Annotated in this window: 23 protein-coding genes; 14 read left to right on the top strand and 9 right to left on the bottom strand. The window is 61.6% G+C overall.

Going from position 1 to position 23,411, the window contains the following annotated elements:
* Window positions 1-19: 19 nt before the first annotated feature.
* Window positions 20-952: a chemotaxis protein CheV gene (locus CXP40_RS14155; RefSeq protein ID WP_106734270.1), complete on the bottom strand. Its 933-nt coding sequence runs from the start codon at window positions 950-952 to the stop codon at window positions 20-22.
* A 77-nt stretch (window positions 953-1,029) separates the two neighbouring features.
* Here CXP40_RS14155 and flgA point away from each other — a divergent pair, with 77 nt between their 5' ends.
* The 4 genes from flgA to CXP40_RS14135 all read left to right on the top strand — a co-directional run bounded on the left by flgA (window position 1,030) and on the right by CXP40_RS14135 (window position 3,617).
* Window positions 1,030-1,788: a flagellar basal body P-ring formation chaperone FlgA gene (gene flgA, locus CXP40_RS14150; RefSeq protein ID WP_106734269.1), complete on the top strand. Its 759-nt coding sequence runs from the start codon at window positions 1,030-1,032 to the stop codon at window positions 1,786-1,788.
* Window positions 1,789-1,923: 135 nt separating this feature from the next.
* Complete coding sequence (flgM, locus tag CXP40_RS14145) at window positions 1,924-2,259, top strand: flagellar biosynthesis anti-sigma factor FlgM (protein WP_003460690.1); 336 nt, start codon at window positions 1,924-1,926, stop codon at window positions 2,257-2,259.
* A gap of 50 nt (window positions 2,260-2,309) precedes the next feature.
* On the top strand, window positions 2,310-2,777 hold the full coding sequence (locus tag CXP40_RS14140) for a flagella synthesis protein FlgN (protein ID WP_106734268.1): 468 nt from the start codon (window positions 2,310-2,312) through the stop codon (window positions 2,775-2,777).
* 90 nt (window positions 2,778-2,867) lie between these two features.
* The gene (locus CXP40_RS14135; RefSeq protein WP_106734267.1) at window positions 2,868-3,617 is read left to right on the top strand and encodes a flagellar brake protein; all 750 of its coding nucleotides are present in this window, start codon (window positions 2,868-2,870) and stop codon (window positions 3,615-3,617) included.
* Window positions 3,618-3,630: 13 nt separating this feature from the next.
* Here CXP40_RS14135 and CXP40_RS14130 read toward each other — a convergent pair whose 3' ends face one another.
* Both CXP40_RS14130 and CXP40_RS14125 read right to left on the bottom strand, forming a co-directional pair.
* The gene (locus CXP40_RS14130) at window positions 3,631-4,950 is read right to left on the bottom strand and encodes an MFS transporter (RefSeq protein WP_106734266.1); all 1,320 of its coding nucleotides are present in this window, start codon (window positions 4,948-4,950) and stop codon (window positions 3,631-3,633) included.
* Between the two features lie 39 nt (window positions 4,951-4,989).
* Entirely contained in the window at window positions 4,990-6,231 is a 1,242-nt protein-coding gene (locus CXP40_RS14125; RefSeq protein ID WP_177429676.1) for a glutamine synthetase family protein, read from the bottom strand.
* A gap of 381 nt (window positions 6,232-6,612) precedes the next feature.
* Between CXP40_RS14125 and sstT the strand changes: the two genes are divergently transcribed.
* The 4 genes from sstT to CXP40_RS14100 all read left to right on the top strand — a co-directional run bounded on the left by sstT (window position 6,613) and on the right by CXP40_RS14100 (window position 11,671).
* The gene (gene sstT / locus CXP40_RS14115) at window positions 6,613-7,836 is read left to right on the top strand and encodes a serine/threonine transporter SstT (protein WP_106734263.1); all 1,224 of its coding nucleotides are present in this window, start codon (window positions 6,613-6,615) and stop codon (window positions 7,834-7,836) included.
* A gap of 164 nt (window positions 7,837-8,000) precedes the next feature.
* Entirely contained in the window at window positions 8,001-8,750 is a 750-nt protein-coding gene (locus CXP40_RS14110) for a siderophore ferric iron reductase (RefSeq protein ID WP_106734262.1), read from the top strand.
* A gap of 63 nt (window positions 8,751-8,813) precedes the next feature.
* A complete protein-coding gene (gene fhuB / locus CXP40_RS14105) occupies window positions 8,814-10,808 on the top strand; it encodes a Fe(3+)-hydroxamate ABC transporter permease FhuB (RefSeq protein WP_074681329.1) in 1,995 nt (664 codons plus the stop codon).
* On the top strand, window positions 10,805-11,671 hold the full coding sequence (locus tag CXP40_RS14100) for an ABC transporter substrate-binding protein (protein ID WP_256579446.1): 867 nt from the start codon (window positions 10,805-10,807) through the stop codon (window positions 11,669-11,671). The genes fhuB and CXP40_RS14100 overlap by 4 nt, the downstream gene beginning before the upstream one ends.
* Window positions 11,672-11,709: 38 nt before the next feature.
* Here CXP40_RS14100 and CXP40_RS14095 read toward each other — a convergent pair whose 3' ends face one another.
* From CXP40_RS14095 to CXP40_RS14070, 6 genes are all read right to left on the bottom strand, one after another.
* Window positions 11,710-13,896, bottom strand: coding sequence for a TonB-dependent siderophore receptor (locus CXP40_RS14095; protein WP_106734261.1), 2,187 nt, complete (start codon window positions 13,894-13,896; stop codon window positions 11,710-11,712).
* Between the two features lie 102 nt (window positions 13,897-13,998).
* Window positions 13,999-15,183, bottom strand: coding sequence for an aromatic ring-hydroxylating dioxygenase subunit alpha (locus CXP40_RS14090; protein WP_106734260.1), 1,185 nt, complete (start codon window positions 15,181-15,183; stop codon window positions 13,999-14,001).
* Window positions 15,184-15,351: 168 nt separating this feature from the next.
* Complete coding sequence (locus CXP40_RS14085; protein ID WP_106734259.1) at window positions 15,352-17,214, bottom strand: IucA/IucC family siderophore biosynthesis protein; 1,863 nt, start codon at window positions 17,212-17,214, stop codon at window positions 15,352-15,354.
* The gene (locus CXP40_RS14080) at window positions 17,211-17,795 is read right to left on the bottom strand and encodes a GNAT family N-acetyltransferase (RefSeq protein ID WP_106734258.1); all 585 of its coding nucleotides are present in this window, start codon (window positions 17,793-17,795) and stop codon (window positions 17,211-17,213) included. Before CXP40_RS14080 ends, CXP40_RS14085 begins: the two co-directional genes overlap by 4 nt.
* Window positions 17,785-18,984 (bottom strand): YbfB/YjiJ family MFS transporter, encoded by a 1,200-nt coding sequence (locus CXP40_RS14075; protein ID WP_106734257.1) that lies wholly within the window; start codon window positions 18,982-18,984, stop codon window positions 17,785-17,787. Before CXP40_RS14075 ends, CXP40_RS14080 begins: the two co-directional genes overlap by 11 nt.
* Window positions 18,981-20,318 carry a lysine N(6)-hydroxylase/L-ornithine N(5)-oxygenase family protein gene (locus CXP40_RS14070; RefSeq protein WP_157831688.1) on the bottom strand — a complete coding sequence of 446 codons (1,338 nt, stop codon included), beginning with the start codon at window positions 20,316-20,318 and terminating at the stop codon, window positions 18,981-18,983. Before CXP40_RS14070 ends, CXP40_RS14075 begins: the two co-directional genes overlap by 4 nt.
* Window positions 20,319-20,964: 646 nt before the next feature.
* Between CXP40_RS14070 and CXP40_RS14065 the strand changes: the two genes are divergently transcribed.
* The 6 genes from CXP40_RS14065 (at window position 20,965) to CXP40_RS14040 (ending at window position 23,408) form a co-directional block, all read left to right on the top strand.
* Window positions 20,965-21,846 (top strand): hypothetical protein, encoded by an 882-nt coding sequence (locus tag CXP40_RS14065; protein WP_106734255.1) that lies wholly within the window; start codon window positions 20,965-20,967, stop codon window positions 21,844-21,846.
* A 98-nt stretch (window positions 21,847-21,944) separates the two neighbouring features.
* Entirely contained in the window at window positions 21,945-22,154 is a 210-nt protein-coding gene (locus tag CXP40_RS14060; protein WP_106734254.1) for a helix-turn-helix domain-containing protein, read from the top strand.
* 134 nt (window positions 22,155-22,288) lie between these two features.
* The gene (locus tag CXP40_RS14055; RefSeq protein ID WP_256579445.1) at window positions 22,289-22,615 is read left to right on the top strand and encodes an ogr/Delta-like zinc finger family protein; all 327 of its coding nucleotides are present in this window, start codon (window positions 22,289-22,291) and stop codon (window positions 22,613-22,615) included.
* A gap of 44 nt (window positions 22,616-22,659) precedes the next feature.
* Window positions 22,660-22,851: an AlpA family transcriptional regulator gene (locus CXP40_RS14050; RefSeq protein ID WP_256579444.1), complete on the top strand. Its 192-nt coding sequence runs from the start codon at window positions 22,660-22,662 to the stop codon at window positions 22,849-22,851.
* Window positions 22,848-23,102, top strand: coding sequence for an AlpA family transcriptional regulator (locus CXP40_RS14045; protein WP_106734252.1), 255 nt, complete (start codon window positions 22,848-22,850; stop codon window positions 23,100-23,102). Before CXP40_RS14050 ends, CXP40_RS14045 begins: the two co-directional genes overlap by 4 nt.
* A gap of 9 nt (window positions 23,103-23,111) precedes the next feature.
* Window positions 23,112-23,408 (top strand): phage tail assembly protein, encoded by a 297-nt coding sequence (locus CXP40_RS14040; protein WP_106734251.1) that lies wholly within the window; start codon window positions 23,112-23,114, stop codon window positions 23,406-23,408.
* Window positions 23,409-23,411: the final 3 nt, after the last annotated feature.

Here is a 23,411-nt window from a genome sequence, read left to right as displayed (position 1 = left end):
GTTCGCCGAAGGTCACCCTTCAGCCCCCATCCGATACACGAATGCGATCGACCACGCGCGCCGCCAGATCATCTGGCTTGAACTTGGCGAGGAAGTCGTCAGCGCCGACCTTCTTCACCATCGCCTGGTTGAACACACCGGAAAGCGAAGTATGCAGGAGGATATGCAGCTTCTGCATGCGCGGATCGCTACGAATCTCCGTAGTCAGCGTATATCCGTCCATCTCCGGCATCTCGATGTCGGAAATGAGCATCAACAGTTCCTTGTCGGGATTGTGGCCCTCGTCCGCCATTTTCTTGAGGTAATTGAGCGCCTCACGACCATCGTTCAACGCGGTAACCTCAACGCCGACTGTCTGCAGGCAGCGCGAAACCTGTTTGCGCGCCACCGAAGAGTCATCGACGATCAACACATGCTTGGTCACCGCCTGACTCTGCACCTCATCATCGATGACGCCAGCGGATATCACTTCCGAGGTCGGCGCAACTTCGGCAAGAATCTTCTCAACATCGATGATCTCGACCAACTGCTGGTCGAGCCGCGTGACTGCTGTCAGGTAGTGATCGCGTCCAGTGCCCTTGGGTGGCGGATGGATCTCCTCCCAGTTCATGTTGACGATACGCTCGACCGAGCGCACCAGAAAACCCTGAACCTTGGTGTTGTACTCGGTGATGATCACGAAGCTGGTTTTCAGATCTTCCAGCGCGGCACGGCCAGTCGCGATGGAAAGATCAAGAATCGGGATGGTGCCCCCACGAATGTTGGCTACCCCCCGCACCACCGGGCTTGATTTGGGCATGATGGTGAGATTCGGGCACTGCAGCACCTCCTTCACCTTGAATACGTTGATACCGTAAAGCTGTGGGCCCTCCAGGCGAAACAACAACAACTCCAAGCGGTTCTGCCCCACCAGCTGCGTGCGCTGGTTAACCGAATCCATCAACCCGGCCATGCCCGGACTCCTTCTTGTCTAGTAACGCCTACCCCATTGAGCCTAGCAGGCGGCACGGGGCTTGCTTTGCATTGCCTATGAAGCAAATAACGTCATCATTCCGTCAGCTACTGGCAAAGTGCCTTGCGCCCTTGCCCGTTTTACTCGCTTTGCCGATCCTCGGCTACAGCGCTACAGCGGCGGCGACCTTCACCAGCACTGAACAACTTATCGGCGCCACGGAGGCCTTTCTTGAGCAGGCGACCACTGAATATCTACAGCGTAGCGAAATTCAGGGTCGCCATGAGATTCGCGTCAACCGTCTCGACCCGCGGTTACGCCTGCCCCTGTGCGATCAGCCGCTGACCACCACGCTGGAAAGCCCGGCGCAACCACTGGGCCGCGTCACCACGCGCGTGCGTTGCGACGGCAGCGCCCCCTGGACCGTATTCGTGCCGGCTGAAGTGCGGTTGTATCGACCAGTCGTCGTACTGACCCGCCCGCTCAAGCGCATGAGCGTAGTCAAGGCCGCAGATTTGAGCCTGGTGGAACGCGATATCGGGCAACTGGGTCAGAACTTCCTGACCGACCCGACGCAGGCGATCGGCAAGAAATTGACGCGCCAGCTCGGCAGTGACCAGGTTCTTCTGTCTACCCACCTTCAAGTAGCCGAGGTCATTCGTCGAGGCGATCAGGTGGTGATCAGCGCTCGTGGCGCCACGGTCAACGTACGCATGCCCGGCGAAGCCCTGACCGATGGGGCTCCGGGCGAGCAGATCAACGTGCGTAACCTACGCTCGCAGCGAGTGGTTCGCGCTCGTGTAGTCGGGCCAGGCCAGGTAGAAGTATCCATGTAGGCATGTTTCTTGTAGCGCAAAGGTCTGGCGATTCCCTACACTGTTCAACGACGCGATGAAATTAATCCTAAAGTTTTCCTGGCAGCAGCCGAGAAGCATGGCAAGCGTCCACCATATCGTCTGAGGTTCTGCATCATGGTCATCGACTTCAACCGGCTGAACAATGCCAATACGCCCGCCAATGCGGGGCGTACCGGCGCGACTCAGGCTGGCAATCGCAATGAGTCGGCACAGCCGAACAAAGCGCCTGTCACCGGTACTGATGAACAGACCAACACCAAAAGCGGTGAATCGGTGCAACTGAGCCGTGAGGCACAGCAGTTGCAAACAATCGGCGAGAAGCTGCGCGATCAGCCCATCGTCAACAAGGAGCGTGTGGCCCAGTTGAAACAGGCCATCGCTGATGGCAGCTATCAGGTCGACAGCAAACGCGTCGCCCAGAAACTGCTCGACTTCGAATCCCAGCGCTAGTCTCAGGGCTGCGCTGGGGGTGTTGGACGCCCGACCCCCAAGAGCCCGCCATGAACGACACAGCCTTGCTTGACCTCTTCACCCACGATATCGGCACCGCCGAGCAATTGCTTGAGCTGATCGATAGCGAATTCCAGGCCCTCACCGAACGCGACCTACCGCGCCTCGACAGCCTGCTCAGCGAAAAACAACCTCTGCTTGCCCTGCTTCAACAGCACGGCAACGAGCGCAGCCGTCTGCTGCAAAACGCCGGTCTGAGTGCAGATCGCGAAGGGCTCACCGCGCTGGCGAGCAAGTCCTCCGTAGGTAATCAGCTGCTGGGGCGCAGTGAAGAACTGTCCGCTCTCCTGCAGCGCTGCCAGGAGGCCAATCTGCGCAATGGGCGTTTGATTCGCGCCAACCAGGCCTCGGTCGGCAGCGTCCTTGGTATTCTGCGCGGCGCAGAGACACCCGGCCTCTATGACAGCCGTGGTAGTGCAGCTAGAATCGCGCAGCAAAGACCGCTCAGCCAGGCCTGAGCCATCCCCCAACAAAAAGCACAGGGACATGCAGGCACTCTGCCAGTATGCTAGTGCCGTTATAGCTCATGAACCGGAGAGTTCCGTCCTGTGTCCAGCGCGTTCAACGACGAGAGCGGTCCTCAGCCGCCCAAGGTGCTCAAGACATCCGTCGAGATCATTGCCACCCTGCGTCAACTGCAACAGAACCATGATCCCCTGATCATTCAGTTCAAGGGGCGCAGCCTGCGCTTCCAAAGCTACCTTGTTGAAATCGATAAAGACCGTGCTCGCGTGGCACTGGACGAAATCATCCCCAACGATGGCGAGCGTTTTCTCAAGCAGGGTGAAACCTTCAACATAGAAGCGTTTCGCGACGGAGTACGCGTCGCCTGGACCTGTGATCATGACGTGCAGCTCGGCGAGCTCGAGGGAGCACCCTGCTACTGGGCGCCGCTGCCCACTGAGGTGATCTATCACCAGCGCCGCAGCGCCTTTCGCGCACAACTGAAGCAAAGCGATCTGGTCAAGGTTGTACTCAATGGCGACAAGCTACGCGAGCCGCTGCCGGGCCATCTGCTGGACATCTCGGCCACCGGCTGCAAACTGCGTTTCGCCGGCAATCTCAGCCAGCAACTGAGCAATGGCCAGGTGCACGAGCGACTCACCGCTTACCTGCCCTTTGGCAACATGACCTGCGCTGTGGAGTTACGTCACGTGCAATACGAGGACAAGGTCGACATGACCTTCGTCGGCACTCGTTTTCATCGCATGACCGGCCTGGAGCAACGCCAGGTCGAGCGCTTCGTCTATCAACTGCAACGCGAGGCCCGCCGCACCGAGAGCGACGGGGCCTTCTGACGCCCTACAGCCGCTACTGGTCCGCCTGCGTTTTCTGCTGATCCTCTTCAGCCGCCGCTGCCGCAGCGGCGGCAGGCTCCTGCATCTGCTCCTGCACCGTCTGCTCATCGACCCTCGGGTCGAGCGCAGCGACCAGCGGTGAACTGGTGACGTTACCCGGCATGGCCATATGGTGCAGCGGCGCATCGTCGACCTGATGCAAGTGGGTTACCACTTCAGGACGAATGCGCCAGACCAGAATCAACGCGCAAACGCTGACGAACACATAGAGCATGTTGGCGCCGTAAAAACGCATCAGCACGCCAGCCAGCAGCGGGCCAATACACGCCCCCACACCGAAGGTGACCAGCAGCATGGCCGTCAAGGACACGCGGCGCTCGGGCTCGACATGGTCATTGGCCAAGGCCACTGCCAGTGGGTAAAGACTGAATTGCATCAGGCTGACCAGAAAGCCGACGCCGAACAGCAAGCCGAGGAAGACCTCCGGCATTGCCGCCAGCGGCAAGGCAGCTAGCAGCAGCAAGACCGAGCAGCCACGAATCAGGCGCACGCGATCATGCCGATCGGATAGCCAACCCAGCGGCCATTGCACCAACAAGCCGGCAAGAATGCAGCTACCCATGAACAGACCCACCTGCTCGGTCGACAAGCCCATCCGCGTGGCGTACAGCGGCGCCAGACCGTAGAACGAGCCGATCAGCAGACCGGCTACCGAGATAGTGGTCAGCGACAGCGGCACACGCTTGAGGAAGAAACGCAGCTCCAACGGCGCCGGATGCAAAGGTGCCGGGTGCAGACGCCGGGTCAGCGCCACCGGCACCAGACACAGTGCGAAGCACAGAGCCACCAGCATCAACAGCTCCAGCCCCAACGTCGGGTGCAGGACCAGAGCCAGTTGGCCAAGAATCAGGCCCAGATAGGAGGCCGCCATGTAGCCACTGAACACCAGGCCACGCTGTTTGACTTCAGCCTGCTCGTTGAGCCAACTCTCGATGACCATGTACTGGCACATCATGCCCAGACCCACCAGCATCCGCAGGAATAGCCAGAGCGGCAGCCACTCCACCAGGCCGTGGCCAAGCACGGCTGCGGTGACCACCCCGGCACAGGCCACGTAGGCACGGATGTGTCCCACCCGACCGATCAGCCGATGGCCCAGCTTGCCGCCCAGCACCAGGCCGAAATAGTTGGCCGCCATCAACGCACCGACCCACAGACCATCCACGGTATCGGCCAGACGCAGCGCCAGATAAGTACTCAGCAAACCTGAGCCGAGCAGCATCAGCAGAGTGGCAAAGTACAGCGAGCGGAATGACTTCCAGATCAGTCGCATTGGCGGGTAAAGCTCCTTGTTCGGTAACCGGGATTGGCGTCAGGCCTGTGCGGCGAGAACACGGCGCTCCCAGGGCGTGATTTCATCGTAGAAGCTGGTCAGCTCCAGGGTCTTGCTGGCGATGTAACCTTCGATGAATTCAGCACCGAACAGTTCTACGGCCAGCTCGCTGCGTTTCAGACGCTCGATAGCGGCGTGCATGGTACAGGGTAGCGCCAATTCTTCTGGCACCTCGAACTCGCCTTGGATCGGCGCGCTCGGTTGCAGTTCACGCTCAAGACCATGCAGACCAGCGGCCAGGCTGGCAGCCAGCGCCAGATAAGGGTTGGCATCAGCCCCTGGCAGGCGATTTTCCACGCGTCGTGCAACGGGGGCACTGGCAGGGATACGCAGTCCCGCCGCGCGGTTGTCGGCCGACCAGCAGGCATTGTTCGGCGATGCATAGGGGTGGCACAGGCGCTGGTAGGAATTCACGTGCGGCGCGAACAGCAGGGTAAAATCGGCCATCGCCGCCTGTTGACCGCCAATGAAGTGATAAAAAGCTGGCGTGGCCTCGCCGTTGTCAGCACTGAAGATATTACGGCCGCTACCCTGCTCCACCACGCTCTGATGAATATGCATGGAACTGCCCGGTGTGTGCGCCAGCGGCTTGGCCATGCACACCACGGACAGACCATGCTTGAAACCGACTTCCTTGAGCAGGTGCTTGAACAGGAAGGTCTGATCAGCCAACTGCAACGCGTCACCATGCAGCAGGTTGATCTCGAACTGGCTGACACCCATCTCGTGCATGAAGGTGTCGCGCGGTAGCCCCAGCGCCTCCATGCAGCGATAGACCTCTGCAAAGAACGGCCGCAGGCCATTGCCAGAACTGACACTGAACGCCGAGCCGCCGTCCTCGCGACGGCCATCCAAGCCCACCGGCGGCAGGAATGGCTGCTGCAGATCAGGGTTGGCGGCAAACACGAAGAACTCCAGTTCAGTCGCCACCACCGGCTGCCAGCCATGCTCGGCGTAACGCGCGAGTACCCCTTTGAGCAGACCACGCGTGGACAGGCCAGAGCTGCGCCCGTCCAGTTCGTCCGCGTCGCAGATGGCCAGTGCGCGCGGCGACTCGCTCCAGGACAGACGGTGGATCTGGCGCCGTTCCGCATTGAGCGCCAGATCGCCATCGTCACCGCCGTAGAAACGTGCCGGCGGATAGCCACCCATGATGCATTGCAACAGTACGCCGCGAGCAAGCTGCAAACGTCGCCCCTCGAGAAAACCGGCCGCGGTCATCACCTTGCCACGAGGGACGCCATTGAGGTCGGGGGTTACGCAATCGATCTCGTCGATACCTTGCAGCAGGGTTTCCAGGTCGCAGCGGCTGGCAGTGCTCATTATCTGTTGTCCTTGAATGACGCAAATACCGCTCTATGGCGGCGCAGCGTACAAAATACGCATCAGTCGTTCGATATTTCAAGCACGCGAAGCTTACCGAGATGCGACACCGGCTTGCACCCTGTCGCCCAGTTGCCTGGCGCCTGAGCCGAAGCCCGGCGAGGCTGTGCTAGAGTCGCGCGCTATTTTTTCGGCCCACCTCCCGAGGTGGTGCTGGAAGCCCTCTCGATCCAGGCTCGGCGCCACCTGCACCGTGCTCAGCAACCAGAGAATCACGCGATGTCCCAAGCCATCCACCCTGTCTTGCAGCTCCTCAACCGCACCAGCCTGGTGACGCAGATCATCATCGGCCTGCTCGCAGGTATCGCCCTTGCCGTCATCGCTCCGCAGACCGCTCTGTCGGTTGGCTTCATCGGCAACGTGTTCGTCTCGGCGCTGAAAGCGGTGGCTCCGGTGCTGGTACTCATCCTGGTGATGTCGTCCATCGCCAACCATCAGCAAGGCCAGCAGACCCATATTCGCCCGATCCTGATGATGTACCTGATCGGCACCTTCAGCGCCGCACTGGTCGCGGTGGTGGCCAGCTTCGCCTTCCCCTCTTCGCTGGTGCTGAGCAGCCAGGCCGCAGAATTGACACCCCCCGGCGGCATTGGCGAGGTGCTCAAGACCCTGCTGATGAACGTGGTCGACAACCCCGTCAATGCTCTGTTGAAGGGTAACTTCATCGGCATTCTGGCCTGGGCCATCGGACTCGGCTTTGCCTTCCGCCATGCCAGTGCCAGCAGCAAGCAACTACTCGGCGACCTGTCCAACGGCGTTACTGCCATCGTCAAGCTGGTGATCCGCCTGGCGCCGCTGGGCATCTTCGGCCTGGTCGCCGCAACCCTGGCCGAATCCGGCTTTGACGCCCTGCTGGGCTACCTGCATCTGCTGGTAGTGCTGGTCGGCTGCATGCTGCTGGTGGCTCTGGTCATGAACCCGGTACTGGTGTATTGGAAGATCCGCCGCAATCCCTACCCGCTGGTGCTGACCTGCCTGCGTGGCAGTGCGATCACCGCTTTCTTCACCCGCAGTTCGGCCGCCAACATCCCGGTCAACCTGCAACTGTGCAAGGACCTGAACCTGCACGAAGAAACCTACTCCGTCTCCATTCCACTCGGTGCCACCATCAACATGGCCGGTGCAGCCATCACCATCACCGTACTGACCCTGGCCGCCGTGCACACGCTGGAAATCCCCGTCGACCTGCCCACCGCCCTGCTGCTCAGCGTGCTGGCCTCGATCAGTGCCTGCGGCGCCTCGGGCGTGGCGGGCGGCTCGCTGCTGCTGATCCCGCTGGCCTGCAGCTTGTTCGGCATCCCCAACGAGGTGGCCATGCAGATCGTTGCCATCGGTTTCATCATCGGCATCGTTCAGGACTCGGCAGAAACCGCGCTGAACTCCTCCACCGACGTGCTGTTCACCGCCGCCGCATGCATGGCACAAGAGCGTCAGGACAGCTGAAGCTCGGCGCTTTGATAGCAAGGCCCACTTCGCGGGGGCCTTTTTTGTGGCTGAAACACCCAGACACGCAAATGATAATTTGTATTATTAGCGTTTGATTGCTAGATTGCCCCGGTCGCTTCTGCCGACGCGTTCTATTCGCGAAGCTTCCGGGTTCAATCGCCATGCATCCTGCTACCGACCTCGACGCCCTGCTCAAGTCCGTCTCCCTCTGCCTGCCAGGCCTGAATGGCAACGTGGCGCCAGTACGCAGCGACCAGTTGCTGTGTGGCGGCCAAGGCAATCAGGAGCGCATCGCCGCGCTGCACGAGTATTGGCAGCAAGCCCACCCCGAGGCCGGGCGACACTACTGGTCCACCCGTTGCTGGACCTTGTTGATCTGGCAACCCATTTACCTCAGCCTGTTGGCCGCTCACCTGGAACACCGCGTACCCTGCCTGAAACGCATGGGGCAATCGATCCGACAGGGCTTCGTCGGAGGCTTCAACCTGCCGCCCGATTGCCCACTGCGTAGCGGTGACAGAAATCTTGTCGAGAACGCCGCTGAGCGACTGATGAACCTGCTGGAACGTCAGCTGGAGGAGTTCAACGGTGTCTCCAACATCTACCCCAAGCTGGCGCGCCTGCTGATTGCCGACTGCGCCCGTGCTGCATTGCTTTTGCTGCAACGCCACCAGGGCATGAGCAATGGCCAGCTGCGCGAGCTGGAAGACCGCTGGCTGCAGGCGCTGGGCTTCCCTGGCAAGAGTCCACTGATCGAGGTAAGTCTCGAAGATGGCAGCCAGTGCCTGGCGCTGGGACGCAACGCCTGCTGCCAGCATTTTCGCCGCGCCGAAGGCGAGCCCTGTGCCGGCTGCCCGAGATTGAAGCCTGCCGAACGCTTGCAGCGCTTTCGCGAGGAGCTGGTCTGCTGATGTGCGCGTGCTACGCAACGCACAATCCACTTCGAATCAACGGGTCGCCCGGGTTTGGCTGAGATGCATAGCGCACCGAGCCTGGTCGACAGTTGGCGCCCACTGAAAGCAGGCGCTTGCCGCTACGGACTGGCGTTGCTCGGTCTGCTGATCATCGCCTTGCTGCACCTCAATATCAGCCTGGACCACTGGACGCTGACTGTCCCCGAAGGCGACAGCTTCGCCGCTCTGCAATTTCACCTGGCCAGCCTGCCGCGCCTGGTGATGACGCTACTGGTGGGCGCGGCACTGGGGCTATCCGGCAGCCTGTTGCAACAACTGACGCAGAACCGCCTGGTATCACCCATGACCCTCGGCGCTGCCTCCGGCGCCTGGCTCGGCTTGCTGGCCGCCAGCCTGGTCCTCCCTATTTTTGCTGCCGAATATGGACATTGGGCGGCGCTGGCCGGCGCACTGCTGAGCGTCGGGCTGGTGTTGCTGATTGCCGGACGCGACGGTATCGCCGGCTTGCCAGTGATACTCGCCGGCATGGCGATGAACCTGCTACTGGGCGCACTGGCCATCGCTGTGCTGATACTCAACCAGCAACAGACACGCGGCCTGTTCATCTGGGGCGCAGGCGACATGGGTCAGATCGACTGGTCCTGGGTTCATTGGCTCTGGCCCAAGTTGTTGCCGGGGCTGCTGCTCCTGTGGCTCGCCCCGCGCGTGCTGACCTTGCTCAAGCTGGGCGGCACCGCCGCTCGAGGGCGCGGGCTGAACCTGTGGCCGGCGCTGCTGATGCTGTTTCTTGCCTCGTTGTGGATGACCGCTGCAGCCATTACCGCCGTGGGTCTGATCGGCTTCATCGGCCTGGTGGCGCCCAACCTGGCGCGTCTGTGTGGCGCCCGCACGGCCCGTGACGAGCTGGTCTACAGCGTACTGCTGGGCATGTTGGTGCTGTTGGCCAGCGATGCCGTGGCGCTGCTACTCAGCCACTGGTTGAGTGAGCAGATACCAACGGGCGCCGTCGCCGCCCTGATCGGCGCGCCAGCCCTGCTCTGGCTTGCCCGTCGCCAGGGTGCTGCGCAAGATCGGCAAGCGCTGGCCCTGCCCCGAGGCAGCGACAGCTGCAAGGTTCGTACATGGTGGTTGCTGACGTTGGCCACGGTGCTCACCGCGCTGTTTGGCCTGTGCCTGCAATACGCGCCACAGGGTTGGCAACTGGCCTGGCCAGCGGACGTCCTGTGGTCGCTGCGTTGGCCGCGACTGCTCAGTGCGGCAGCCGCTGGCACTGGGCTGGCCGTTGCCGGTGTGCTGCTGCAACGCCTGCTGCACAATCCGCTGGCCAGCCCCGACATTCTCGGCCTCAGCGCCGGTGCTGCACTGGCGGTGATGATCAGTCTGCTGCTGTTCGGTCAAACGCTGTTCTGGCTGCTGGCACCGATTGCCGCCTTCATCGGCTGCCTGCTGGTGCTGGCGACGTTATTGCTGCTAGGGCGCAAACAGAAGTACTCGCCAGCGCTCATGGTACTGGTCGGCATGGCCCTGGCGGCTCTGCTCAATACCGCTCTGCAATTGGCCCTCAGTCAGGGCTCTTCGGATTCCCTGGCCTTGCTCGGCTGGCTAGCCGGTTCAACCTATAGGGTCAGCGGCCTGCAAGCCATCGCGCTGGGTTCGGGGGTAAGCCTGCTGATCGGCCTCAGCCTGTTCTGGCAACGCGCGCTGGATCTGCTCTCGGCAGGCGACGGCATCGCCCATGGACGCGGCCTGGATGTACCGGCAACGCGCTTGGTCCTGCTGTTGCTGGTGTCGCTGCTCTGCGCCCTGGTGACCAGCCTGGTCGGCCCGGTGAGCTTTCTCGGTCTGCTCGCTCCGCACATGGCCGTCACCCTCGGTGCTCGGCGCATCCAGCAGCAACTGCCGCTGGCGGCGCTACTTGGCTGCCTGCTGATGCTGCTGGCCGACCTCATCGGCCGCAACCTGATCTTTCCCCTGCAGATCCCGCTGGGCATCGTCGCCTCGATCCTCTGCGGCAGCTACTTCATCTTCTTGTTGCTGCGCAGGCGCCTGGCATGAAGCGCTGCACGATGCTGCTTTGCCTGCCTCTGTTCTGCTGGCTGCCAATGGCCGAGCCGGCCGAACCACGTATTGCCGCGCTGAGCTGGGAGCCTGCCGAGCACCTGCTGCAACTGGGCATCACCCCGCTCACCGTGGCCGACGCCGCGGATTACCGCGAGTGGGTGGTGCATCCGACGCTACCCGCCGAGGTGCTCAACGCCGGCAGTCGTACCGAACCGAACCTGGAGCGGCTGGCACAGCTGCACCCCGAGCTGATCCTGATCACGCCCCTGCTGGAGGACATGCGCCAACCGCTGGAGCGCATTGCGCCGGTGCTCAGCTACGGTGACTTCACCCAGCAGCAGGACAACCTGCAACTGCAGCGCGACAACTACCTGGACCTGGCCGCACGCCTGCAGCGCAGTGATCTGGCGCACGAGCGCCTGCAGCAGATGGAACAGCGCATCGACGAGTTGCGCCAACACCTGCTGGAACACTTCGGCGGTGAGTTGCCCAAGGTCACTCTTATCCGTTTCGCATCGGCCACCCAGGTGTACATCTTCGGCCCCAATTCACTGCCGCAGCACGCCATGTCCTTGCTCGGCCTGCAGCCGGCACAAGCAGTGCCAGTCAGCCGCTGGGGCAATATCCAGGCGCCGGTCACCCAGCTCGGCACGATCGAGGATGGCGTGGTGATCTATATCGAGCCCTTCGCCCAGCAGGAGCGCCTGTTCACCACCCGCCTGTGGCAGGCCATGCCGTTCGTGCGCCAGCAGCGCCTGACCAGCATGCGTTCGACCTGGACTCATGGCGGCGTGTTCAGCGTTGAGTATCTGGCCGAAGCGATCAGCGAAGCGCTGCTGAAACTGCCGGCGCAATAGAAAGCCCCACCTGTGATCAGGCGGGGCTGGGGGCGGGATCAGTACTTCCAGCTCAGACTCAGCATCGCATTGCGCGACGGCGCATAGTAGGACTGCGCCCAGTACAGGCTGGTCAGGTACTTGCGGTCGAACAGGTTGTTGACGTTGAGCGAGACATTGAAGTGCGGGTCGATGTCGTAGCTGGCCAGCGCATTGACCACGGCGTAGGAGCCCTGACGACTGACGATGATCTCGCCGGTGGTCGAAGTGCCCTGCTCACGGAAGATCTCGCTCTGCCAGTTGACGCTGCCGCCCACCTTCAAGCCCTGTACCTGCGGCACCTGATAGGTGGTGGCCAGGTAAAGGGTGTTCTGCGGAATGAAGGTGCGCGTGCTGCTGCCGTCACCATCGCGAATCGAGAACAGATGAGTCAGGCCGGCACTGGCTTCCCAGCCTGGCGTCAGTTGCCCGACCAGGGTCATTTCATAGCCTTCGACCTTGGTGTCCACGCCCTGGTAATAGGAGAAACCCTCAACGCTATCGAAGCCGGCGTACTCTGGGGTGTTGTCCTGCTTGGTACGGAACAGGGCGAAGCTGGCATTGAGGCGGCGGTCGAACCACTCGCCCTTGATTCCGCCCTCAATGTTGTTGCCCTCAATCGGCTCGAGCAAGGCATGGTTGCGATCGACTTGGTGCTGCGGGCTGAAGATCTCGGTGTAGCTGGTATACAGCGAGTAGTTGTCGTTGAGGTCGTAGGTCAGGCCGACATAGGGCGTGGACTTGCTCTTGTCGTACTGATGGCCTTCACCGACACGTTCGCCGCTGCTCTTGAGGTTGCTGTGGTTGACCCCGGTAATCAGCTTGAGCTGGTCGCTCAGGGCGAAATGCCCAGCCGCGTAATAGCTGCGGCGGTAGGTGGTGTAGTCGGCCCAGCTGGTGACACTGGCGAAATCCGGGCGCGGATAGTTGCCGTCGTAATCCCATACCGGTGGCAGCGCCACCCCCGCAGCATCGTCGCTGGAGGTCCAGTGCGCGCGGGTGCGCGACCAGTTGCTGCCCAGCACCACCTCATGGGTACGACCGAACAGCTCGAACGGCCCCTTGACCGAGGCATCGCCCAGCAGCTGGCGCTCGGTACGGTCGAACTTCGACGCATAGGTGGTCAGTCCCAGTCCGGTGCTTGCATCCGGCACGCCGCCGGCCATGAGCATTTCGGCGTCGGAGCCGATCTCGCGGTAGTTGAGGGTCACCTGGGTCTGCCAGCCGCCACCCCAGTCGGTTCTCAGCTCGGCGAAGGTCTGTTCGTCATCGGTATCCCAGTAGCTCCAGTCCGGCGCGGTACTGTGCGAACGGTCGTAATGCACCTTGGAGCCGTTGGTGTAGTACAGCGAGAGCGCGCTCCACATGATACCTTCCGGGCGGTTGCGCTGTTTGGAGTAGCCGATGGTCGCGGTGCTGCTGTCGGTCAGGTCGGCCTCCAGAATGCCGGAGAACAGCGTCTTGCTCGGCTGGTAGCGATCCAGGTAGGAGTTGCCCTCCTGCCCGGCGACCAGGGCGCGCCCGCGCAGCGTGCCGCTGTCGTTGAGCGAACCGGACACATCGGCCTCCAGGCGTCGGGTCTGCCAGGAGCCATAACTGAAGCCCAGCTGCGCCTGGGTTTCGCGGGTCGGGCGCTTGCGCACGAAGTTGATCGTCGCCGATGGGTTGCCGGGGTTGGAGGTCAGGCCGTTGGCACCCTTGAGAATCTCGATACGGTCGTAGAGGAAGGTATCGATGTCGCCCATCTGCTCTTCAGAAGAGAACGGCACACCGATGCCATCGATCTGGAAGTTGTTCACGTCCAGGCCACGCGCGGTGAAGTAGGTGCGATCGGTCTCGACCCGCTGCACGCCGATGCCCGCCGCCTGCAGGGCATCGTTGGCGCTGCCGAGCTTGAAGTCATCGAGTTGCTGACGGTTCACGCTGGTGATGGTTTGCGGCGTTTGCCGCGGCGTCAGGTCGAGCTTGGTCGCCGTGCCGCTGCGACCCAGGGTGTAGGAGTCGCTCTGCTCGGTGACGACCGGCGGCGCCTGGTTGACGCCGGTAACGCTGACCGGCTGCAGCACCACCGCCTCGCCTTCTTCCTCGGCTGCGGCGGCCACCACCGGCCAGGTCAATGGCGCCAGGCACAGGGCCATGGCCAGTACGCGAGAGCTGCAGGTAGCGCGCAAGCGCGCCGGGTGTTGTGAGTGATACATCGATTTCATGGGCAGACACTTTTTCTTGGTTGAGTTGGATAAGGCGTGGGCACAGCACAAGGGGACATCAGCTCATTGCAGCAACCTCCATGTCGGGCCGATACGCGCGCCTTAGCGGCGCTCGGCAGCCAGGGCCTGACCCATCACCTGGCGATACCAGCCGTGGAAGTGCTGCATGCCCTCCTCCAGCGGTATCTGGTACGGGCCACTGTCATCGACGCCGCGCTGATACAGCGCACGCCGGCCGGCATCGGTTCGCTCGGCGATCTCGTCGTCCTCGATGGCGGTTTCCATGTAGGCAGCGCGGTGCGCCTCGACCAGCTCGCGATTGCCTTCGCACAGCGCCTGCGGGTAATAGAACTCGACGACGTTGAGGCACTCGTGCACGCCCTTGGGGTAAACGGTGGAAAGCACCAGGGCGTGGGGGAACACCTCGATCATGTGAGTCGGGTAGTAGCTGGCCCAGATCGCACCGAAATCCGGCGCGGCATCGCCATGCACGGCCATCAGGCCTTCATGCCAAGCGCGGTAGGTATCGGTGCCGGCACGCGCCAGGTTGGGGTTCACGTTGATGCGCTGCAGGCTGTACCAGTCGCCGTAGTCCCACTGCAGCCCCTCGCTGCGCACGTAGCGGCGCAGGCCGGGATGGAAAGAGACGATGTGGTAGTCGTCGTTGTAGATCTCGATGAAGGTCTTCCAGTTGCACTTGCACGGGTGCATCTCGACGTGGTCGAGCTGGTAATCGGAGAAGTCCATGTCCGGGCGGCGGAACAACGCGCCGATGTCGGCGACCGGGTCACGCGGCCCCTCGAAGAGAAAGCCGGCAACGTTGTTCAGGGGGTAGCGCGGCAGGTTGCGGCAGGGCTTTTGCGGAAACTTCGGCGCACCGACGATCAGCCCGCTGGTGTCGTACGTCCAGGCGTGCAGCGGGCACATGATGCGATTGCCGGTGGCGCGCAGATTGCCACGGCGCACGGTGCTGGCATCGCTGCCCGGGCTGAAGTCGCCGAGCATCAGTGCCTGACGGTGACGGCACACGTTGGAGAGCAACTCCACGCCATGTTCGTTACGCACTAGGATGCGGCTGTGCTCCTCGTGCGGCAGCGCGTACCAGTCGCCCAGCTCGGGCACCATCTTCTCGTGGCCGATGTAATTGGCGCAGTGGCGGAAGATCAGCTCCTGCTCGCATTCGTAGATCGCCGGGTCGCAGTAGCTATGAATCGGCAGCTGCGGCTCGGTGGCGCGAAAATCGTAGGGCGTGGCGGCAAACTGAGCGGTACGACTGGGGTTGTACATGCTTGGCTCCTTGCAGCGAACTCAAGGCTGGCTGGCAGCCGCGAGCTGAAACCGGCCTGCACCGATCCCTCCCGCGTAGACGCGCCAACGCCTCAGGCTTTGGGCTATGGCCCAATCCGGACCATGGAAGTCGTTGCCCCGCCAAGCACCGCCTGACGGGGCAGGCAGCTAGCGCTGCAGCTCGGCGATACGCCGCGGCGCTGGCTCGTGCTCGACACGAGGTGCGAACGGTGCGACCGGGTTGGCCAGCGGCTCGGCCATGATCAGGCTGCCCGCCGGGTTCGCCAGGTCGACCATCTGCAGGTTGTTCTTCAGTTGCAGGCGGTTCAGGCACGAATGCAGGAAGCTCGGCGCGAAGAAGTCGTAGCGCGCGAAGCGCTCGGCCAGCTCCGGGTGCGCGTGCTGATAGTCGATCACCGACTCGGCGACACCGCGCCAGAATTCGGTCTCGCTCATGCACTGGTTCTCTTCGAGAATCTGGCTCATATGGCGGAACACACCGTCGAACACGTCGATGAAGATGCCGAGAATCTTGTAGTCCTCCGGCACGTCCACGGCCAACCGCTCCAGGCCCGGCGGCATTTGCGCGTCCTTGTCGAGAATCGCCGACTCCTCGGCGATGTCCTTCATGATCGCGCGCACCGGCACGTGGCCGTCGAGCACCAGAATCAGGTTCTCGCCATGCGGCATGAACACCAGGTGGTGCGCATAGAAGCAGTGCATCAGCGGTCGCAGGAAGGCGTCCATGTAACGACGCATCCAGGCCCGCGGCGCCAGCCCGGAACGGCGGATCAGCTCGGGTAGCAGGGCCTGCCCCTGTGGGTCGACGTGCAACAGCGCGGCCATGGTCATCAGCCGTTCGCCGCTTTTCAGGCGGCTAGCGGGGCTCTCCCGCCACAGCGCTGACAGCATCTTCTTGTACGGGCTGTCGGTCTCCAGCGCCGCCTCGTAGTAGCGGTTGCGATAACCCACGGAGGCGACTTCGCGCAGGATGCTGAAACCGTATTCACGCAGCACCGGATCGCTGCTGATCAACTGGTCCAGATAGGCGTTGATCGCTGGCGTGCCGGCCATGTAGTACGGCGACAGGCCGCGCATGAAACCCATGTTGAGGATCGACAAAGAGGTCTTCACGTAGCAGCGCTGCGGCTGCGACATGTTGTAGTAGGTACGCAGCGACTGCTGGGCGACGTACTCGTCGCTGCTGCGCCCCAGCGGCACGATTTTGCGCTGGGCGATGTCGGCGGCGAACATCAGGCTCAGCTTGCTGAACCACTGCCAGGGATGGGTCGGCATCAGCAGGTAGTCATCGGCATTCAGTCCCTGCTCGTGCAATTGCTGGCGGTAGGCCTGCAGCTGCGCCTCGCCCAGTTCCTCACGCAGCAATTGTTCGTGATCCAGCCCAGGTACGGCGGCGAAGTGCGCGTTGTCGCGGTGCACAGCAAGCCAGATGATGGCGAAGCGCGAGCCGGTTTCCGGTGCGTAGGCGTGGAAGTCGAAGGCGTTGAAGCCCAGGCGACCGTTGTTGGCGACGAAGCCTGGGTGGCCCTCGATCATCGCAGCCTCGATGGTCTGGTAGTCGGCGTCAGCCAGCTCGGCGCTGCTCAGCGCGCGCTCGCCGTGCTTGAAGGCGGCGCCGTAGAGCGTGCTGCTGATTTCATCCAGATACACCGGCAGCTTGTCCGCCGGAATGCCCAGCGTACGCTTGAAGTCGATGACGAAGGTCAGCGCATCGAGCGCCTGCGGCTGGCCATCGAGCAGGCGTTCGATGCTGGCCGGCTCGATATGCCAATGACGCAGGGCCATGGTGCGCGCTTCGAAGCGATACACGCAGCCCTCGGTGTCGGCCGCCAGCTCGTAGCGCTGCCAGCCTTCGCGTTCGGCCGCACCCAGCAACTGCGGGCTGAACAGCTGCTCATGGGCGTATTCGGCGATGGCCTTGCGCACCAACAGGCGGTTAACCTTGTGCCACAGCTCGGGGGTCAGATGGGCGACGACCGAGGCGGGATGATCCAGACGAGGAGAAGTCATAGCGGGCTTGATCCTTCAAGTGATTGGAAAAAATCGGCGGGCGTACAGAACGCCAGCAGTGCGGTCTTGGCGGGCAGCTCCACGGGCCCTTGCTCGACGAAGCCGACCAGGCGATTGAGGCGATGCACCTTGTGATTGCGAAAGTCCGGCTCCACCACCACGCGGCGCGCACCGAGTTCGTCGAAGAGAAAGGCCATCACCGCGCGCAGCACGTCACGGGTGAAGTGGCGAATCGGCTGAGCGCTCGGGCCGACGAAAAAGTGCATGCCGAGATCACCAGGCTGCACCGCATAGCGCTTACCGAGCGGGTCGTGCCGGGGGTCGTAGCACTCCATGACGAAGGCCGGCGCGCCACGGTAGAAACCCATGAAGGCACGCATATGGCCGCTGCCCAGGGCGTCGGCGTAGAAGTTGCGGGTCGCCTCCAGGGTCATGTCCTGCATGTTCCAGTAGTGGGCGTAATCCATCTGGTACCAGGGGTGGATCACCGCAACGTCTTCGTCGAGACGCAGCGGACGCAAGGTGAAATGCGGGTCGAGCAGCGCCCGCGGCTGGCTCAGCGCAATGGCTTCAGTTGGCATGGCAGAGTTCTCCCTGAGCGGCGTGCCGGCGGTCGACGCCGAACCAGCCGCGGTCGATGATCGCCGTCAGCAGCAGGCCTGCCGCAGCGATGATGAAGGTCAGCGGAATACCAACCAGATTGACCAGGAACCCGGCGCCGAACGAAGACAACAGCACGCCGAGGTTCTGGAAGAAGTTGGTGACGCCAAAGTCGCGGGCATAGGCATCTGGCGTGCTGACCTTGAACAGGGTGACCTCGAGCTTGACGATCACCTGATACAGCGCCCAGCCATACAGGCAGCGGCCAATGATGATCAGCTCCAGCGACTCGCTGGCCTGCAGTGCCAGTCCCAAGGCACCGAGCAGCAGATTGAACAGGGTGTGATCGACCCAGCGTGGTTGCTGCACGACCAGGTGTTTGAGCAGTAGCGCGAGCAACGCGACGATGCCGGGAATGGCGAACACCAGGCCGGTCAGCAGCGGCTCGTGCAGCCCCGTGCGCGCCTCCCAGTACAGGGTGAAGAACGGCCGCACCAGGTAGGCGCTGAAGTCGAAGAGAAACATCAGCAGGCACAGTTTGAGCAGCGCCGACAGCGCCTGCGGGCTGCGCCGCGGCACCGGTGCCTGGCCGCTCTTCTCCTCGCGGCTGAGTACCTTGACCACCCTGCCCGTGCGGATCAGATAGAGGCACAGCGCCATCTGCGCCAGGTCCCCGGCCGCCATCAGGGCAATGCAGAAGCTCGGCCCGTAATGCTCCAGCGCCATGCCACCGACGGCAGCGCCGAAGATCGCGCCGATATGGATGACCACCGACAGCAGGCCGATCACCAGGCTGTGGTTCTGCGGCTCTTCCAGACGCATCAGGTAGGGAAACATCAGCAGGTAGCTGGCCTTGGTCATGAACATCATCAGGCTCAGCACCCAGTAGCTCTCTACGCTTGGCGCCCAGATCGAGGCCAGGCAGAACAGCGCCGCCGCGCCCTGGGTGTAGAGCAGCAGGTGCATGGTCTCGATGCGCCTGGCCACCCGCGCCCAGACCGGCAACATGCACATCACCGCAATCGAGATGGCAGCGATATAGGCCCCCACGTGTACCGGGCTGGTCACGCCGTAGCGGGTTTCGAAGAACTGCGGGTAGAAGGCGATCAGAATCGAATCGCTGATCACGCCGAAGCCCGACATGATCAGAATGGTGGTGCGCAGGTTCATGCAGAGGCGCTCCCCTGCCCGAGCGCGACGAAGCCGCAGTCAGCCGGCGGCTGGAAATCCTGGTAGGTGGTGCGCGCCTCGCAGGGATACGCATCACGCCCGGTCAGCTCATTGAGCAAGCGACCATTGCGCCAGCAGGCCAGACCAAGATCGGGGTTGGTCAGGCCATGGCTGTGCAAGCCCACGTTCTGCACATAGATCTCACTATCCTGATGATCCACCGCCCAGTTCGGCGATGGCGCGTAACGCCCTTGTGCATCCCAGCGAATCCGCTCGCGAATGCCTTCGATGAAACTTGGCAGCTGGTAGCGATAGCCGGTGGCGAACACCAGCCCGTCGGTCGCGTGGCCATAACGCGCGCCCGTCTGAGCATGCTGAAACTCCAGTTGCCACTGCCCGCTGGCAGCGTCTCGCCGGCATTGCTGCAACGCCAGGTTGGGCAGCAGCCTGACACCGGAAAGGCCCTGCTGCTGACGCTCGTCCAGGGTCTGGTAGATGCGCTCGATCAGCGATTGATTGATGCCGTTGTAGATACTGCGCTGGTCATCGAGGATCTGCTGCTTGACCCCGTCGCCAAGGCCGTAGAAGTAGCGACCGTAGTCCGGCGTGATCAACTCGAGGGTGAGCTTGGCGTTCTCCATCTGGAAGAACCGCGGCGCACGGGTCACCCAGTTCAACTGGTAGCCATGCTGCGGCGCCTGCTCCAGCAGATCCTGAAAGACCTCGGCGCCACTCTGCCCACTGCCGATCACCGTGATGCTGCGGCAACGCTGCAGTGCCTTCTTGCTGCCCAGATAAGCCGAGGTATGCACCGCCTGGCGGGCATCGCCCGGGCTACAGCAGGCTGGAATATGCGGCACACCGCCGATACCGATCACCAGCTTGCGGCAGCTGTACTGGAAACCTTCGCCGGTATCGCCACGCACCCCGGCCAGCACATAGCCAGGCAGCGAAGCGTCGTACCAGACCTCCTGCACTTCATGCTGATGGCGAAGATTGTCCAACTGAGCCGCCGCCCACTTGCAGTAGCGGTCGAACTCCTGGCGCGACAGGTACCAGTTCTCGCGGATGTAGTAGTTGTACAAGCGGCCTTGCTGCTTGCAGTAGTTGAGGTAGCTGAAACGACTGGTGGGATCGGCCATCGAGACCAGATCGGCGAGGAAGGGATTCTGTAGCGTGGTACCGTCCAGCAGCATACCGGGGTGCCAGCTGAATTCGGCCTTTCTGTCGAGAAACAGGCTGCGGCTCCCCAGAGGCTCCGCCAGGCATGCCAGCCCGAGATTGAAAGGCCCCAGGCCTATGGCAATGAAGTCGTAGGGCAATTCCGTGGTCACGTTGCGCCTCATCAGTCCGGATGAAAGTGGCCGAATACTAGACCTTGATGATAATGATTTGCAACAGCGTATAGGAACAAATACTTATAAGGAGACGCACGTCCTATCACGGCATTTCAGAGAGAAGCGCGAATAGAAATTGGAGGAACCAAACCCGCGATTCAGAGGTCTCGCAGGCTTTCAACGGGCGTGAAACGAAGTATTCAGAAGTGCGATATCAGACGCCTGAAACACGTCCGATGGCGGCGGGATCGCTGCAGGATGACCACGGGGAAATACGGCAAGCCAGTAAAGGCCGGCCGTGATGAAGCAGAGGAAAGTGCGGAGAAACACACCAGATCGGAGAGGATGAAGATGGCGTCCCCTGCTGGAATCGAACATAGCCACTCAAGGCCACGTGATAAAAGGCCTTGATCGTTTCGATATTGATCACATACCCCCAAACGTACCCCTAAACCTGAAATCACCCCCTGTTTTCTGCTGTTCACCTGCCTATCTGCGCCTGCCATTCTGGCGGCAGGTTGCTTCTGGTTGTCTCCCCTTATCTCCCTTTGTATCTTGACAACCATATAACGCCTGACAGATCCAGCATGCTGTTCAGCGCCTGGCCCTGGCCACTTTGAGGTGCTGTTCATGAGGAATATTGATGAGTGACTTCGACTTTAAGGATTGGCTAACTTTCGAGGAGGCAGCTGATTGGCTGAACAGGAAAACAGGTGAATCGTATTCAGCAGAAGCCATTACTAGGGCAGCATTGAAAAACCGCATCCAAGCCTATTACTGGCCAAAGGATGGCGCTGAAATAGGACTGTTCACGAATTTAATGCCTCTGCCTCCTGGCTATGAAGACAGTCCACAGATCGCCCATGGAGGTCCTTTCCTCGAGAGTTTTCAGACCGAACCATTTTGTCTCTACGATGGGCCTGTTCCGATTCTTGACTACTTTGGCTTCAAGAACGCAGTAGGTCGGGCTACGCCTTACCCTATTGGAGTAACAGTGGCTAAGGATGGAAAAGTAATCGGTGCCTGCTACAGGCTGGGTGAAAAAGGAGAGCCGGTATCTGTTGCTGCGACCGACTTCTTGGAGCTAACTCATATAGGCCACCTGGCAGAGTTTCTTGCGGATCAGAACAAACTCACCGCCCGATATCCCGAATCATTACTTGGCACAGCAACATTCGGAGATCAGTCATTCCCTATCGCGTGCTGCGCCTTTACTGGTGGAGGATCAATGGAGGTCGAAACCGATCAACCACAAGCCGCTCCTGAAGAGCCCGAAAACGAATCCGGCGCATTAAAAACCTTAGCTTTCGCCGCTTACCTGATAGCCGATCTGGCCGAACGGCTAGATGAGAATGCGGAATTTCCATCCAACAAAGCCCGCCTGAAAAGAGCAGGCAAGCCAAACGTGAACGCGATTGCCAAAGCGCTGGAGGACACAGCGCGAAAGCTGAAATACGACGGCCATGGATATGGGAAACGAGGCTTTCAGGAAGCACTGGGGAAAGCCCTGAAAGCCATGGACTGACACGAAATGGAATTTTCCATTTTCCAATAACCGCACATCCCGCCCCTCTCTCGGCATTCTTCGCTCCGTGAACCTACAGCGCATCACGGAGATGAAGAATGACCACAGAGCACCCTACGGCGCACGGCGCTGACCTTTGGCCACCACTTAAAACGGCACAGGCTCTTGGTGTGTCCGTGCGCACTCTCGCCACTTGGCGCAGCACAGGTCGGCAAACACTCCCCTATGTGAAAGTCGGCCGCCTGGTGCGCTATCGCCAGGAGGACGTGCGTGCCTGGTTGCAACACCACCTGCAGGGGCAGCCGTGATGGCTGCTCTGCCAGGGCTCCAGGTAAGTGAAGCGACTTGGCGTCTGAACGGGGCGCGCTACGACAGCACTTCGTTTCGTTCCTTGGAGGGCTTGGGCAGGCTTAAGTCGTCTACTGTACGAGGCACAGACCACATGACTGCCAAAGACCCAAATGTATTCATGCAGCGCTGCCCAGACTGCGGGGCGCGAATTATCAAACGAGACACCAAGAAGAAGCATCTGCTACTGGCAACGACCTACCTCTATTGCAAGAACCCGGTCTGTGGCGCGTCGTTTATTGGTCTCGAGGAAATTACTCACCGTTTAAGTCCATCGAGCCAGCCGAATCCAGATGTCGCACTGCCCTATGCGCAAAGTGCTCTACGGAACATCGTACGCCTCGCCTTGAACATGCCTCTTGAGCCAGAGGCTCCGCGCCTGGAAGGTCAGGATTGCGGCACGGAGGGTGCTGGGTCATGACACGGGCCACGTCTCTCTCAAAAGAGCCTGTAGCTCTGGTGCGTATGCACGAACTACTGCAACTAACCGGCCTGGCGCGCCCGACCGTTTACAAGCTGATCAAGCGCGACCCGACCTTTCCGCAACCGGTCAAGCTCACTGACAGCAGCGCACGCAATGCCCCGGTGGCGTTCGTCCGCAGCGAAATATTGGCCTGGATCCAGAGCCGGATACAGAACCGGGAGCAACACGCATGAGCCGGCCAGCCCTGCCCCCTTTTCACCCGTTGCAGAGCATCCCCGTAGGCAACCGCCTGCTGCGCCGCCGCGAGGTGGAGCTCAAAACCGGAAAAAGTCGCGCTGCAATCTACGCGGCTATCCGCGAGGGCACCTTCCCCGCGCCGGTGCAGATCGGCGTGAACAGCGTTGCCTGGCTCGAGGCTGAAATAGACCTTTATATCGCCGAACGCCTGGCAGCCCGCAACCAGTCAACCACACAAGCAACGTAGGAACGCCCAATGATTACCAAACAGAGCATCGTCACCCTGAGCACGCCGATCATCCGTGGCGAGCAATCCATCAGTCAGATCGAAGTCCGCCACCCCAAGTCCGGTGAGCTGCGCGGCATTGCCCTTACCGACCTGCTGCGTATGGAGGTAGATGCCCTGCGTAAGCTGTTGCCGCGCATCACCATCCCTACCCTGGTAGAGCAAGAAGTATCGAGCCTGGCGCCCTGTGACCTGGTGAAACTGGGGGTCGAGGTAGCCGGTTTTTTGGTGCCGACGGAAGTGGAGCCGGACTCCCTCGACGTGTAGAGG

Origin of the sequence: Pseudomonas sp. YY-1, assembly GCF_002843095.1 — a bacterium.
GTDB classification, from domain to species: Bacteria; Pseudomonadota; Gammaproteobacteria; order Pseudomonadales; family Pseudomonadaceae; genus Aquipseudomonas; species Aquipseudomonas sediminis_A.
Note: the sequence above shows the minus strand (reverse complement) of the source record. Positions and strands in the feature narration are given on the sequence as shown.